The organism is Aeromicrobium sp., from assembly GCF_025965075.1.
Classification (GTDB): Bacteria; Actinomycetota; Actinomycetes; order Propionibacteriales; family Nocardioidaceae; genus Aeromicrobium.
The window spans coordinates 1-13,377 of record NZ_JAOPXQ010000114.1; the positions used below are offsets into that span (position 1 = coordinate 1).

At 70.6% G+C, this 13,377-nt stretch carries 14 protein-coding genes; 5 read left to right on the plus strand and 9 right to left on the minus strand.

All coding sequences use genetic code 11. The annotated features are described in order from the left end of the window. Positions 1–650: DUF4081 domain-containing protein (locus JWQ91_RS07385; protein WP_297782218.1), on the minus strand; the 650-nt coding region annotated here is incomplete at its 3' end. 144 nt (positions 651–794) lie between these two features. Between JWQ91_RS07385 and JWQ91_RS07390 the strand changes: the two genes are divergently transcribed. Further along, positions 795–1,331: a hypothetical protein gene (locus JWQ91_RS07390; protein ID WP_297782219.1), complete on the plus strand. Its 537-nt coding sequence runs from the start codon at positions 795–797 to the stop codon at positions 1,329–1,331. Further along, complete coding sequence (locus JWQ91_RS07395; RefSeq protein WP_297782220.1) at positions 1,325–2,269, plus strand: hypothetical protein; 945 nt, start codon at positions 1,325–1,327, stop codon at positions 2,267–2,269. The genes JWQ91_RS07390 and JWQ91_RS07395 overlap by 7 nt, the downstream gene beginning before the upstream one ends. An 18-nt stretch (positions 2,270–2,287) precedes the next feature. On the opposite strand, the gene ispG is transcribed toward JWQ91_RS07395, so the two are convergent. From ispG to JWQ91_RS07420, 5 genes are all read right to left on the minus strand, one after another. Further along, positions 2,288–3,409, minus strand: coding sequence for a flavodoxin-dependent (E)-4-hydroxy-3-methylbut-2-enyl-diphosphate synthase (ispG, locus tag JWQ91_RS07400; RefSeq protein ID WP_297782231.1), 1,122 nt, complete (start codon positions 3,407–3,409; stop codon positions 2,288–2,290). Positions 3,410–3,429: 20 nt separating this feature from the next. Further along, positions 3,430–4,728 carry a M50 family metallopeptidase gene (locus JWQ91_RS07405; RefSeq protein WP_297782221.1) on the minus strand — a complete coding sequence of 433 codons (1,299 nt, stop codon included), beginning with the start codon at positions 4,726–4,728 and terminating at the stop codon, positions 3,430–3,432. Further along, complete coding sequence (gene dxr / locus JWQ91_RS07410; RefSeq protein ID WP_297782222.1) at positions 4,725–5,927, minus strand: 1-deoxy-D-xylulose-5-phosphate reductoisomerase; 1,203 nt, start codon at positions 5,925–5,927, stop codon at positions 4,725–4,727. The genes JWQ91_RS07405 and dxr overlap by 4 nt, the downstream gene beginning before the upstream one ends. A 96-nt stretch (positions 5,928–6,023) precedes the next feature. Next, the gene (locus JWQ91_RS07415; RefSeq protein WP_297782223.1) at positions 6,024–6,812 is read right to left on the minus strand and encodes an ABC transporter permease subunit; all 789 of its coding nucleotides are present in this window, start codon (positions 6,810–6,812) and stop codon (positions 6,024–6,026) included. Beyond that, the gene (locus JWQ91_RS07420) at positions 6,809–7,729 is read right to left on the minus strand and encodes an ATP-binding cassette domain-containing protein (protein WP_297782224.1); all 921 of its coding nucleotides are present in this window, start codon (positions 7,727–7,729) and stop codon (positions 6,809–6,811) included. Before JWQ91_RS07420 ends, JWQ91_RS07415 begins: the two co-directional genes overlap by 4 nt. A 128-nt stretch (positions 7,730–7,857) precedes the next feature. Here JWQ91_RS07420 and JWQ91_RS07425 point away from each other — a divergent pair, with 128 nt between their 5' ends. From JWQ91_RS07425 to JWQ91_RS07435, 3 genes are read left to right on the plus strand one after another with little or no spacing between them, the layout of a single operon-like run. Then, positions 7,858–9,015, plus strand: coding sequence for a histidine kinase (locus JWQ91_RS07425; protein WP_297782225.1), 1,158 nt, complete (start codon positions 7,858–7,860; stop codon positions 9,013–9,015). Then, positions 9,012–9,665: a response regulator transcription factor gene (locus JWQ91_RS07430; protein WP_297782226.1), complete on the plus strand. Its 654-nt coding sequence runs from the start codon at positions 9,012–9,014 to the stop codon at positions 9,663–9,665. Before JWQ91_RS07425 ends, JWQ91_RS07430 begins: the two co-directional genes overlap by 4 nt. A 43-nt stretch (positions 9,666–9,708) precedes the next feature. Beyond that, positions 9,709–10,677 carry an SDR family NAD(P)-dependent oxidoreductase gene (locus JWQ91_RS07435; protein ID WP_297782227.1) on the plus strand — a complete coding sequence of 323 codons (969 nt, stop codon included), beginning with the start codon at positions 9,709–9,711 and terminating at the stop codon, positions 10,675–10,677. Positions 10,678–10,688: 11 nt separating this feature from the next. Here the strand turns inward: JWQ91_RS07435 and JWQ91_RS07440 are convergent, their stop codons facing one another. The 3 genes from JWQ91_RS07440 to JWQ91_RS07450 form a co-directional block, all read right to left on the minus strand. Then, positions 10,689–11,057, minus strand: a complete 369-nt coding sequence (locus JWQ91_RS07440) for a histone-like nucleoid-structuring protein Lsr2 (protein WP_297782228.1) — start codon at positions 11,055–11,057, stop codon at positions 10,689–10,691. 86 nt (positions 11,058–11,143) lie between these two features. After that, positions 11,144–12,382: a saccharopine dehydrogenase C-terminal domain-containing protein gene (locus JWQ91_RS07445; RefSeq protein WP_297782229.1), complete on the minus strand. Its 1,239-nt coding sequence runs from the start codon at positions 12,380–12,382 to the stop codon at positions 11,144–11,146. Between the two features lie 4 nt (positions 12,383–12,386). After that, positions 12,387–13,377, minus strand: a 991-nt coding sequence (locus tag JWQ91_RS07450) for an aldehyde dehydrogenase family protein (RefSeq protein WP_297782230.1), incomplete at its 5' end; no start/stop codon positions are given.

Consider the following 13,377-nt stretch of genomic DNA (forward strand, 5'->3'; position numbering starts at 1 on the left):
CCCTGCAGCTGGCAGGCCTGGGCCGTGGCGGCCCCCACCTCGGCCTTGAAGACGACCTGCCCGTCCTCGACGATCGCGAACGACCAGCCCTGGGAGATCAGCTGGGCGACCCGGGCGCGGTAGCCGCTGCGGTTGCCGACCTCGGGATCGACGCCGACCTCCTCGGTGAACATCGCGACGCAGGCGGGATAGACCGTGTCGAACTCGTCGATCAGGACCCGGCGCACCCGGGGGTCGGGCCGGAGCCGGCTGTCGTGCTCGAGCACCATGAACGGCTGGTCGAGGCGCGGCGAGCGGGCCGGTCCCCAGCGGGGCTCGAGCAGCTTCCACAGCGGGAGGACGGCCTCGCGCGGCCCGACGATCGAGGACGGCCGGACGTTGTCGGAGATCGCCTGCTCGGCGAACGCCTCGATCGCGCGGGGCGTCGCCTGCACCGGCACGACGTTGGCGCCGGCGTGACACGCCGACACCAGGATGTCGTCCTCGAAGTAGCCCCAGACCTGGCCGCCGAGCCACCGGGTCTGCAGCCTCGTCGCGTCGACCCGGTTGCGGACGAAGAGGTTGACGAGCGGATCGCGGTCCAGCAGCGCGTGCAGCTCGGGGAGGTCGCGTGGCGTCAGGGCACGCACATGCGTCGTCGTCCTGAGCACATCGCCTCCTCGGTGGTGGGTACAGCCTACGACCGGACCGCTCAGGTCACCGGAGGCGGCTCGCCGCTTGGTTGAGGGTTCCCGAGCACCACCGCTAGGGTTGGCGCATCACCCATCGGGGGTGTCGACCGTGACAGGGGAATCATGGCTGCGAAGCTGCCGACCGGACTGATCATGACCACGGCTCTCGCGGCGCTCCTCCCGCTCGCGGCCTGTGGCGGCTCCGACCAGCCCCAGGCCGAGGCCACGACGACGGTCGCGCCCCGCGACGAGGACGGGCTCACCCCGGACGAGCGCGAGGTGGCCGACGCGGTCGAGGCCTACACCGACGCCTACTTCGAGCGCGGGGCCACCAAGGTCGGTCCCGCGATCAAGGACCTGGTGACCCAGGAGGTCTACGACCTCATCGTCCCGGCCGAGACCAAGAGCGTGGACGGTGCCGGGCTGCAGCACCTCGGGAAGGTCGCGCTCACGGTCGACAAGGTCACGATCGACGACGACACCGCCTTGTACCGGGGGTGCCAGGACGCCTCCAAGTCCTTCCTGGTCCGGAAGGGGGACACCTCGCCCGGTGTCGGCTCGACCACGCTCGGCTTCACCCGGATGGAGTACGGTCTGGCGCGTGAGGACGGCGTGTGGGTCGTGAGCGACCCCCGCAGCGAGCAGGTGGCGTCGTGCTGACCCTCGCGCGACGGGCCCTGACCGGCTTGCTCGTCCCCGCTGCCCTCGTCGTCACGTCGCTGCTGGCCGTCGTGCTCATCGCCCCGTCGGCGGAGGCCGCCGACGGGCCGACGTGCGACCCGCCCGCGGTCATCTCGTTCCCGGCCAGCGGCGGCTACGTCTGCACGATCCCCGGCGGCGGGGGTGGCGCCGGGGGCGGCGGTGGCGGCGGGAGCAACGAGCCGCAGTGCGATCTCAGCTACAACGAGGGTGCCTACCTCGGGCTGAGCCCCGACAGCTCCGGCAACTACTGCAAGGGCACCACGACGTGCTTCAACGTCGCCCACTTCACGCCGCACCCGATGCCCGACGGCGACAAGCCGAACAAGGACTCCAAGGCCCGCATCGAGTTCTGCTTCACCACGCCCTTCGACACCACGGTGGAACGCATCTACTGGACCGACGACGAGGAGCCGCCGTCGCTGCTCGAGCAGGCGCTGACCGCGATCGGGCAGATCGCCATCACCCCGCCGACGGTCAACGTCAGCCCGTCCGGCCGGACCCTGGTCAACCTCGACACATGGTTCTGGGTCACCGGCACGCAGCGCGAGGCGACGGGGTCGTCGGCGTTCGGGCTGGTCGCGATCGCGACCCTGCGCAGCCTGACGATCGACCCGGGTGACGGCACCGGCTCGTTCACCTGCCCGTGGACCGCCACGAAGGAGGATGCCGAGCGCGACTGCTATCACGAGTACCGCCGGGCATCGCTCCGCGGCTCGGCGTCGGTGGACGGCCGTCCGGCGTACGCCGTGACCGCCAGGACCGTCTACGACCTGCGCTTCGAGGTCAACGGATCGCCGAGCAGGATTCCCGGCGCTCCGACGACGCTCGAGGGCCCCCCGGGCCAGACGGCCGTGCGGGTCGACGAGGTGCAGACGACGGTCAAGCGAGTCGGCTGACCCGCCCCGGGGTCAGCGTCAGCTGACGGTGACCGCCGCGCCGCCGCCCTCGACCGGCTCCATGCCCTCGGCGAGGCGCATGGCCTCCTCGATGAGGGTCTCGACGATCTTGGACTCCGGCACGGTCTTGATGACCTCGCCCTTGACGAAGATCTGACCCTTGCCGTTGCCGGACGCGACACCCAGGTCGGCCTCGCGGGCCTCCCCCGGACCGTTGACGACGCAGCCCATCACGGCGACACGCAGCGGGACCTCGAGCCCCTCGAGACCGGCCGTGACCTGCTCGGCGAGCGTGTAGACGTCGACCTGGGCGCGGCCGCAGGACGGGCACGACACGATCTCGAGCTTGCGCTCACGCAGGTTGAGCGACTGCAGGATCTGGATGCCGACCTTGACCTCCTCGACCGGCGGGGCGGACAGCGAGACGCGGATCGTGTCGCCGATGCCCTTGCCGAGCAGGTAGCCGAACGCCGTGGCGCTCTTGATCGTGCCCTGGAAGGCCGGCCCGGCCTCAGTCACACCGAGGTGCAGGGGCCAGTCGCCGCGCTCGGCGAGCATCTCGTAGGCCTGCGCCATGATGACGGGGTCGTTGTGCTTGACCGAGATCTTGAAGTCGTGGAAGTCGTGCTCCTCGAACAGCGACGCCTCCCACACAGCCGACTCGACCAGCGCCTCGGGCGTCGCGGAGCCGTACTTGTCGAAGATGCGCTTGTCGAGCGAGCCGGCGTTGACACCGATGCGGATCGACACGCCGGCGTCCTTGGCGGCGCGGGCGATCGCACCGACCTGGTCGTCGAACTTGCGGATGTTGCCCGGGTTGACCCGGACCGCGGCGCAGCCGGCGTCGATCGCGGCGAAGACGTACTTGGGCTGGAAGTGGATGTCGGCGATGACCGGGATGTTGGAGTGCTGGGCGATCTCGGGGAGCGCGTCGGCGTCGTCCTGGCTGGGGCACGCCACGCGGACGATGTCGCAGCCCGCGGCGGTGAGCTCGGCGATCTGTTGCAGCGTCGTGTTGACGTCCGAGGTCAGGGTCGTCGTCATCGACTGGACCGAGACGGGGGCGTCGCCGCCGACGTCGATCGTGCCGACCTTGATCTTGCGGGTCTTGCGCCGTGGTGCGAGCACCGGTGGCGGCATCGCGGGAAGTCCGAGGTCCGTCACGAGATGCTCACGGGGTTGACGATGTCTGCATAGATCAGGATCACACTCATCAGCATAAGGAGGGCGCCCACGCCGTACGCGACGGGCAGCATCTTGGCGACGTCGACGTAGCCGGGATCGGGCCGACCGCGGACCTTGGCGATACCCCGCCTGACGGCCTCCCAGAGGGCGCCGGCGATGTGGCCACCGTCGAGCGGCAGCAGCGGGATGAAGTTGAACAGCGCGAGGAACATGTTGAGCCCCGCCAGCAGGATCAGCACGCGCTGGGCCCGCTCGGACCACGTCGGGTCGTCGATCGTGAAGGACTCCCCCGCGACCCGGCTGGCACCGACGACGCTGATCGGCCCCTCGGGGTCACGGTCGGCGCCGAAGGCCGCCTTCGTCACGTCGACCATCCGCACCGGCAGGTGCCAGATCGCCTTGGCGGTCCCCTCGACGTAGTCGCCCATGACCTGGGCGACGTAGACCGGCCCCTGGCGCTCGTAGTCCTCGGTCGGGGTGACCCCGAGGAAGCCGACGTCGACGGTCTTGGTGGGGTCGTCCTTGTCGGCTCGGGCGAGCACCGAGGTGCTGACCGAGGCGCTGCGCTCCCGGCCGTCCCGCTCGAACGCGATGTCCGCCTCGCGGGAGCCGTTGGCGCGGATCAGGTCGGACAGCTGGTCCCACGAGGTGATCGTCGTGCCGTTGAACGAGGTGATCCGGTCACCCGCCTCGAGCCCTGCCTTGCTGGCGGGCGTCTCGGGATCGGACGCCTGGCACGTGCGGCCCGCCTCGGCGTCGCTGATGGCGCAGTCGGACACGGCCTGCACCGTCGTGGTGGGGGTCAGCGCGCCGAAGCCCATGAACACGACCGTGAACAGGAACACCGCGATCAGGATGTTGACCGTCGGCCCGCCCGCCATGACGATGAGCTTCTGCCACCACGGCTTGCGGTAGAACAGCCGGTCGAGGTCCTCGTCGGTGACGTGCTCGTACTCCGCGTCCCGGGCGTCGGAGATCAGCTGGGTGAACATCCCGGTGTTGGTCTTGCGGACGGCGTGCGGGTCGGCGCCCTTGGCCGGGGGCAGCATCCCGACGAGCTTGACGTAGCCGCCCAGCGGGATCGACTTGAGGCCGTACTCGGTCTCGCCGCGCTTGGTCGACCAGATCGTGTTGCCGAAGCCGATGAAGTACTGCGTGACCTTGATCCCGAACTTCTTGGCGGGATACATGTGCCCCAGCTCGTGCAGGCCGATCGAGGCCGCCACACCGAGCACGAAGAGCACGACACCGAGGGTGTAGATCAGGGCGTTCATCGTCGCTCCACCAGTTCCGCGGCCCGGGTGCGGGCCCATCTGTCGGCGCCGAGCACGCCGTCGAGGGTCATTTCCTGGCGGGCGACGTCCGGGTCGGACAGGTGCTCGTCGAGGACGGAGCCCACCGTGTCCACTATGCCGAGGAAGTCCAAGCGCCCGTCGACGAACGCGTCGACGCAGATCTCGTTGGCGGCGTTGAAGACGGCGGGGCCGGTGCGGCCGAACGTCCCGGCCCGGCGGGCCAGGCTGACCGCCGGGAACGCCTCGTCGTCGAGCGGGAAGAACTCCCACGTCGCCGGGCGGGTCCAGTCGCAGCCGGCGGCGGCGTCCGGGACGCGCTCGGGCCAGGCCAGGCCCAGCGCGATGGGCAGCTTCATGTCGGGCGGCGAGGCCTGCACCATCGTGGCGCCGTCGGTGAATTCGACCATCGAGTGCACGATCGACGGCGGATGGACGACGACCTCGATGCGGTCGAAGTCGATGTCGAACAGCAGATTGGCCTCGATGACCTCAAGCCCCTTGTTGACCAGGGTCGCGGAGTTGATCGTGATGACCGGGCCCATGTCCCACGTCGGGTGCGCCATGGCCTGCTCGGGCGTGACGTCGGCGAGCTCGGCGCGCGTGCGCCCGCGGAACGGTCCGCCGCTGGCCGTCACGACGAGCTTGCGGACGTCCTCACGCCGCTCGCCGCGCATCGCCTGCGCCAGCGCCGAGTGCTCGGAGTCGACCGGGACGAGCTGGCCCGGCTTGGCCGCCCCGATGACGAGCTCGCCGCCGATGATCAACGACTCCTTGTTGGCCAGCGCCAGCGTCGTGCCGGCCTCCAGCGCCGCCAGGGTCGGCAGCAGCCCGACGGCACCCGTCATCCCGTTGAGGACGACGTCGCAGGGCGTGCGGGCGACCTGCACCGCCGCATCGGGGCCGACGATCAGCCGCGGCACCCGGTGGTCGCCGTGGGCGTACCCCCGGCGCTGGGCCTCGGCATACAGCGCGAGCTGGACGTCCTCGGCGGCGCTCCCTCGCGCCACCGCCACCAGGGGCACGTCGAACGCGATCGCCTGCTCGGCCAGGAGCCGAGGGTTGGCCCCGCCGGCGGCGAGGGCGACGACCTCGAAGCGGTCGGGGTTGGCGGCGATCACCTCGAGCGCCTGGGTGCCGATCGACCCGGTCGAGCCGAGGATGGCCACACGTTTGCGCATGCGGCCATTGTCGCACCTGGGGGTGACGACACCCGCGGACGGCGACGGCGGCGCACCCCCGAGGGTGCGCCGCCGTGGCACGTCGTCCTGCGAGGCCTACTTGACCTCGGACCTCAGCACGGCCCAGACGCCCACCGCGAGCGGGATGACGAGCCAGATCAGCCCGGAGGTGCCCAGCTGGGCCCACTCCTCGCCGCTCGGCCCGCCGTCGAACAGCGGGGTCTGCGAGTAGCCGAAGTCGATCCACGGCTGCAGGTCCTTGAACCAGTCCTGGAACGCCGCGAGGATCCCGAAGATCGTCGGGAGCAGGAACGAGTACGCGACGTAGGCGACGATCGCTCCCGGGGTGTTGCGGATCAGCACGCCGAGCATGAAGCCGACCAGCAGACCCAGCACGTTGGCCAGGACGATGAGGACGAAGTCCAGGAACGAGATGTTCCAGACCGGATCGACCCCGTTGATCGCCGAGCCGACGACGTTGCCGAGGCCGCCGATCGCGAACGCGACGACGATGCCGACGACGCCGACGATGACGGCGGTGATGGCCTTGGCGGCGACGACCTGTCCCCGGTGGGGCGTCAGCGTGAACGTGATGAGGCCCGTGCGCTGACTCCACTCGCTCGTGACCGACAGGATCGCGATGACCGGGAGCAGCAGGACCATCGGGAAGCCGACGGCCTGGCCGAACACGCCGAACTCGAGATCGTCGTTGGGCACGAACAGGATGCAGCCGACGGTGGCGAGCAGCGCGACGATCGCGATGCTCATCATGAGCCAGAAGCCCGAGCGGGTGTCGAACATCTTGCGGAGCTCGACCTTGACCAACCGGGACAGCGGGATGCTCGGGCGGGTCGTGTCGATCGTGATGGCGTCTGCGGTGGTCATGCGGTCGCCTCCTTCGGGCTCGGGGTCGTGGCTTCGCGCTGGGTCGAGGCAGTGAGCTCGAGGAACATCTCCTCCAGGCCAGCGCCCTCGGCGGGCCGCAGCTCGACGAGCGCGACGCCGGCGACTGCCGCGGCCTTGCCGACCGTCGCGGGATCGGTCTCGGTCCGCAGTCCCCCGTCACCCGACGGCGACGCCGTGATGCCGGCGGTGACCAGGGCGTTGGCGAGCGCCGACGCGTCGCCGGCCTTGACGAACGTCCCGGCAGTGTTGAGCAGCTCGGCCTTCGTGCCCTGCGCGACGATCCTGCCATTGCCGATCACGATGATCTCGTCGGCGATGACCTCGATCTCGTGCAGCAGGTGCGACGACAGCAGGACCGTGCCGCCACGGTCGGCGTAGTGCCGCAGCAGGCTGCGCATCCAGTGGATGCCGGCCGGGTCGAGGCCGTTGGCGGGCTCGTCGAGGATCAGGATCCGAGGGTCGCCGAGCAGCGCGTTGGCGATGCCGAGGCGCTGCCGCATCCCGAGGGAGTAGTTCTTGACCCGGCGCTTGGACTCGGCCGGGGAGAGGCTGACCAGCTCGAGCATCTCCTCGACGCGGGACATCGGCAGCCCCATCGTGAGGGCGCTGATCGTCAGGATCTCCCGTCCCGTCCGGCCGGCGTGCTGGGCCGACGCGTCGAGCAGCACCCCGATCTGCGTGCCGGGGTTGGGGATGTCCTGGTAGCGGACGCCGCTGACGAGCGCGGTCCCCGCGGTGGCGGGGGTCAGGCCGGCCATGATCCGCATCGTGGTGGACTTGCCGGCGCCGTTGGGGCCGAGGAAGCCGGTGACGGCACCCGGCCGGCAGGTGAAGGAGACGTCGTCAACGGCTTTGAAGCCGCCGTACGTCTTGGTGAGTCTGTCAACGGTGATCATGCCAACAGTCTGCCCCGGGCGGGTGCCACCGGCATCGGTCGGGTGACCATGCCCGGCTGGTCGAAAGTATGAGGGTGTCAGCCGATCGACCGTCGCGACGGGCCTCGTCCACGCCCTAGCCTTGGGGCGTGCACCCCGTGACGTACCAACCCGAGCTGGGCCGGTGGAGCCAGGCGTGGCGCTACCTGCTGGTGGTCGCGATCGGGGCCTTTGCGTGGTTCGCGCTCGCCCGGTGGCAGTGGGAGCACCAGCGGTGGTGGTTCTGGACCGATCTGGGTCTTGGTCTGCTCTCCCTGGCCCTCGTGACCCGGCGCCGGCAGCACCCCGTGGCGGTCACCACCGCCACCAACCTCCTGACCTGCGTCTCCGCGTCGGCGGGCGGAGCCGCGACGCTCTCCCTGGTGTCCCTCGCCGCCCGGCGACGGTGGCGCGAGATCCTCCCGATCGGGATGGTCGCGCTCGGCGGGAGCTTCGCCCTCGAGAGCTACAACCCGGCCAGCGACGAGTCGTTCGCCCTGACCGGGCCGTTCATCCTGATGATCGTCGCCGTCACGGTCGGGTGGGGCATGTACATCGGGTCGCGTCGCGAGCTGCTCGCCACCCTGCGCGAGCGTGCCGAGACTGCGGAGTCCGAGCAGACCGCCCGCGTCCACCAGGCACGCTCGGCCGAGCGCTCACGCATCGCCCGCGAGATGCACGACGTCCTGGCCCACCGGATCTCGCTCGTCACGATGCACGCGGGCGCCCTCGCCTACCGCACCGACCTGTCACCCGAGGAGGTACGCGCGACGGCCGGCGTCATCCAGGACAACTCGCACCAGGCGATGGTCGAGCTGCGCGAGGTGCTGGGCCTCCTGCGCGACGATCCCGGCGATGCGTCCCCCGAGCTGCCGCAGCCGTCCGCGACGGACCTGCCCGGGCTGATCGACGAGGCGCGACGGTCCGGGATGCGGATCCGCACCGACCGCGAGATCCACCTCGACGGTGTCCCGGTCGCCCTCGGCCGCACGGTCTACCGGGTCGTGCAGGAGGGCCTGACGAACGCCCGCAAGCACGCGACGGACACCTTGGTCACGATCGACCTCAACGGCGACCGTGCCTCGGGCCTGACGATCCAGGTGCGCAACCTCCTCCCGGTCGGCCGCCACGATCGGGCGGTCCCCACCTCGGGTCTCGGCCTGGTCGGGCTGACGGAGCGCGCGGAGCTCGCGGGTGGGCGACTCACCCACCACGTGACTCCCGCGCGGGAGTTCGTCCTGCAGGCCTGGCTACCGTGGCCGGCATGACCGTTCGCGTGCTGATCGCCGATGACGACGCCCTCGTCCGCGCAGGACTCGCCCTGATCCTCGGCGGCACGGCCGACATCGCGGTCGTCGGGGAGGCCGTCAACGGGGCACAGGCGGTCGAGGCGGTCCACGCCGGCGGCGTGGACCTCGTGCTGATGGACATCCGCATGCCCGTCCTGGACGGCATCGGCGCGACGGCACGGCTGGTGGCCCTGCCCGATCCGCCCAAGGTCATCGTGCTGACGACGTTCGACGCCGACGAGTACGTCGTGCGGGCACTGGCGGCCGGCGCCAACGGCTTCCTGCTCAAGGACACACCTCCGGCCGACATCGTCGACGCGATCGGGCGGGTCGTCGCGGGTGAGCCCATGCTGTCGCCCACCATCACCGAGCAGCTGATCCGTCAGGTGACCGACGCCATGCCGGACGACCGGACGGGTGCGGCCAGGTCCCGCGTCGCGGTGCTGACAGATCGGGAGCGGGAGGTCGCCACGGCGGTCGGTCGCGGCGGCTCGAACGCCGAGATCGCCACGAGCCTGCACATGAGCATCGCGACCGTGAAGGCGCACATCTCCCACATCTTCACCAAGCTCGGTGCGACCAACCGGGTCCAGGTCGCGATCGCGATGCACGACGCGGGCCTGCTCTGAGACTCGCCCGGCGGCTCCACGGGCGTCGACCTACCGTGGAGGGGTGACCCTGACCTCGCTGCTCGACGCGGCCCTCGACAAGACCGTCCTGCCCGGCTACTCGGCGATCGGGCCGGCGATCCGCCGCCGCTGGTGGCCGGCCGATCCGGCCCCGCAGGCGCTCGTGGGGCGGCACGTCGTCGTCACCGGCGGCAGCGGCGGGCTCGGCCGGGCGGGAGCCTCCGGGATCGCGGCTCTCGGCGCCACGGTGCACCTCGTCGGGCGCACCGCCGACCGGCTGGCCGACTCCGCCGCCGCGATCCGCCGGGACGTCCCCGACGCGATCCTGCTGGAGGAGGTCTGCGACGTCAGCGACCTCGACGCGGTCCGCGCGTACGCCGCCGACCTGCGGGCTCGGGTGCCTGCGCTGCACGCGATCGTCCACGACGCCGGTGTCATGCCGCCCACACGGTCCGCGTCGGCGCAGGGGCACGAGCTGGCGCTGGCGACCCACGTCATCGGGCCCCTCCTGCTGACCGAGGAGCTGCGGGCCAACCTGGCCGCAGCCGTCTCGCCACGGGTCGTCATCGTGACGTCCGGCGGGATGTACTCCGCGCCGTTGGACGCGTCGATCGGCGACGACGTCGAGTACGAGCAGGGCCCCTACGAGGGCATCCGGGCGTACGCCCGCACCAAGCGGATCCAGGTCACGATGGCCGAGCTGCTGGCCGAGCGCTACGCCGCCGACGGCATCGCGGTCCACAGCATGCATCCCGGCTGGGCCGACACGCCCGGCATCACCGACGCGATGCCGCGCTTCGCCAAGGTCGTCAAGCCGGTCCTCCGCACGGCCGAGCAGGGTGCCGACACGATCGTGTGGCTCACCGCCGCCGAAGCCACGTCCACCGGAGAGTTCTGGTGCGACCGACGCCCGCGCTCGACCTACTACCTGCCCGGCGGGTCTGACGATCCGGTCGCTCGGCGGGCCGTGTGGACGTACGTTTGCCACGCGGCGGGCATCGGCCCCGCCTGATCGGTTCCCGCTCAGCTGTGGGCGGCGTTGAACGCCTCGATGACCTTGGTCGGCGCGCGCCGGTTGGGGCTGACCTCGTGACCGTTGTCCTTGGCCCACTCCCGCAGGTCCTGGATCGTGTACCCCTCGAGGATCGCGGTGCCGGCCCCGTTGCGCCGGCCCCCACGAGTCCCCCCGGGCTCCTTGACCTCCTGGGCGCCGTCCAGCAGATCGCGCAGGAACGAGTCGACGGCCTTCTTCGACTCCTCCGACAGGTAGAGGTCGTACGCGCGCCCGTTGATCAGGTAGCGCTCGGGCGGCGTGTGCGGGTGCAGTTCCTTGCCGTCGTAGTCGTCGATGATCGTGACGACAGGTTCAGGGATGATCTCGCGCTTGGGCATACTCTTCTCCTTCGACGTCAGCGCCGTCAGGATAGTCCAGATGACCGCTTCGTGGCGGGCACTCCACACGTCCGCGCCCCCGCACGTCAGGCCGGATCGAGCTCCTTCTGCCCCCAGGGCGAGCCGTAGACGTCGCGGAGCAGCTCGAGGAACGGGACCGCGTCGAATGCCTCGGGCCCCAGCACGCCGGTGCCCGACCACGTGTTGCTGGCCAGCAGCTCGAGGGCGACGACCGGGTTGACCGCGGTCTGCCACACGACGCACTGGTGGCCGTACTCCTGCATCGACCAGTCGTTGTCGACGACGTGGTAGAGGTACGTCGAGCGTGGCCGGCCCTCCTTGTCCTTGCCCGTGACCCACAGGCCGGCGCAGGTCTTGCCGTGCATGCGGTCGCCGAGCGTCGCCGGATTGGGCAGCGAGGCCGCGACGACGTCGCGTGGGCTGACCGGGACGACGGTGGGCCTACCGCCGACCGTCGAGGCCACGTTGACCCTGTCGGTCGAGTCCAGGCCGAGCTTGTGGAGCGTCTTGAGCACCTCGATGAACTCGTTTCCGAGGCCGTACTTGAACGTGGCCCGCTTGGTCTGGACCCAGCGCGGCATGAGCAGCACCTCCTCGTGCTCGACGTTGACGCACTCGACCGGCCCGATGCCCTCGGGGAAGTCGAAGATCTCCGGCTCGCTGAACGGCTCGGTCGTGAACCACTGCCCGTCCTGCCAGATCACCGGCGGGTTGAGGCACTCCTCGATCGTGGTCCAGATCGAGAACGACGGCGCGAAGTCGTAGCCGTCCACCGTCAGGTTGGCGCCGTCCCGCGTCCCGAGCTCGTCGATCTCGCTGAACAGGTGGTCGGCGGCATAACGGGCGAAGACGTCCGAGAGACCCGGCTCGACCCCCATCCCGCACAGGGCGAGGCGCCCGGCCGCCTCCCACTCCCCCGCGACCGCGAACTGCTCGTCGCCGAGCTTGACCCCGGTCAGCGCGTGCGGCTGCTCGGGATGCGGCTTCGACAGGCTCATCGCCATGTCCAGGTAGTCGGCGCCGGCCGCGAACGCCCCGTCGAAGATCGGCATCACGAAGCGCGGGTCCACCGCGTTCATGACGTGCGTCGCGCCCGACGTACGCACGAGGTCCTCGACCGACGCGGCGTCCGAGGCGTCGACCTGCGCGGCCGTGAACCGGGGATCGGCCAGCGCGTCGACGGCACGCTGCGCACTGTCGAGCGAGTAGTCCGCCACCAGCACGGACTCGAAGAAGTCGCGGCGGGCCGCGATCGCACAGAACGCGGAACCGACGCCACCGGCGCCGACGAGCAGGATCTTCACGGCGCTAGGCCTCCAGGTTGGTCATGACGTGCTTGATGCGGGTGTAGTCCTCGAGGCCGTACATCGACAGATCCTTGCCGTAGCCCGAGTGCTTGAACCCACCGTGCGGCATCTCGGCCACGATCGGGATGTGGGTGTTGATCCACACGCAGCCGAAGTCGAGGCGCCGGGCCATCCGCATCGCCCGGCCGTGGTCCTTGGTCCACACCGAGGAGGACAGCCCGTACTTGACGCCGTTGGCCCAGCGCACGGCCTCGTCCTCGTCGCTGAACTGCTGGACCGTGATGACCGGCCCGAACACCTCCTCCTGGCTCGCGCGGTCGTCCTGGCGGAGCCCCGAGAGGACCGTCGGCTCGTAGAAGTAGCCTTCGCCGAGGGCGTCGAGTCGTCGTCCCCCGGTCTCGAGCGTCGCGTGATCCGGCAGCTCGTCGATGAATCCCGCGACGTGCGCCAGCTGGTTGGCGTTGTTGACCGGACCCAGGTCGACATCGTCGTCGGGCAACCCGACGCGGGTCCCGCGGGCGGCCTCGGTCAGCGCCGCGGTGAAGTCGGCGGCGACCCGCGGGTGGACCAGCACCCGGGTCGCCGCGGTGCAGTCCTGGCCCGCGTTGAAGTAGCCCGCACCCGCGATCCCCGCGGCCGCCGCAGCAAGGTCCGCGTCGTCGAACACCACGACCGGGGCCTTGCCGCCCAGCTCGAGGTGCGGCTTCTTCAGACCGGCCGCCGCGGCGGCCGCGACCTCCATGCCGGCCCGGACTGATCCAGTGATCGCAACCATCTGCGGTGTCGGGTGGGTCACGAGCGCCCTGCCGGTCTCGCGATCCCCACACACGACGTTGAGCACACCCGGTGGGAAGAGCTCCTGGGCGATCTCGGCCAGCAGGACCGTCGAGGCCGGTGTCGTGTCACTGGGCTTGAGGACGATCGTGTTGCCCGCAGCGAGCGCCGGCGCGATCTTCCAGATCGCCATGACGAACGGGTAGTTCCACGGCGTC

Excerpts from the sequence above, each read along its gene's own strand:
- JWQ91_RS07390 (WP_297782219.1), top strand. The coding sequence starts at position 795 with ATGGCTGCGAAGCTGCCGACCGGACTGATCATGACCACGGCTCTCGCG.
- ispG (WP_297782231.1), bottom strand. The coding sequence starts at position 3,409 with ATGCCGCCACCGGTGCTCGCACCACGGCGCAAGACCCGCAAGATCAAG.
- JWQ91_RS07405 (WP_297782221.1), bottom strand. The coding sequence starts at position 4,728 with ATGAACGCCCTGATCTACACCCTCGGTGTCGTGCTCTTCGTGCTCGGT.
- dxr (WP_297782222.1), bottom strand. The coding sequence starts at position 5,927 with ATGCGCAAACGTGTGGCCATCCTCGGCTCGACCGGGTCGATCGGCACC.
- JWQ91_RS07415 (WP_297782223.1), bottom strand. The coding sequence starts at position 6,812 with ATGACCACCGCAGACGCCATCACGATCGACACGACCCGCCCGAGCATC.
- JWQ91_RS07420 (WP_297782224.1), bottom strand. The coding sequence starts at position 7,729 with ATGATCACCGTTGACAGACTCACCAAGACGTACGGCGGCTTCAAAGCC.
- JWQ91_RS07430 (WP_297782226.1), top strand. The coding sequence starts at position 9,012 with ATGACCGTTCGCGTGCTGATCGCCGATGACGACGCCCTCGTCCGCGCA.
- JWQ91_RS07440 (WP_297782228.1), bottom strand. The coding sequence starts at position 11,057 with ATGCCCAAGCGCGAGATCATCCCTGAACCTGTCGTCACGATCATCGAC.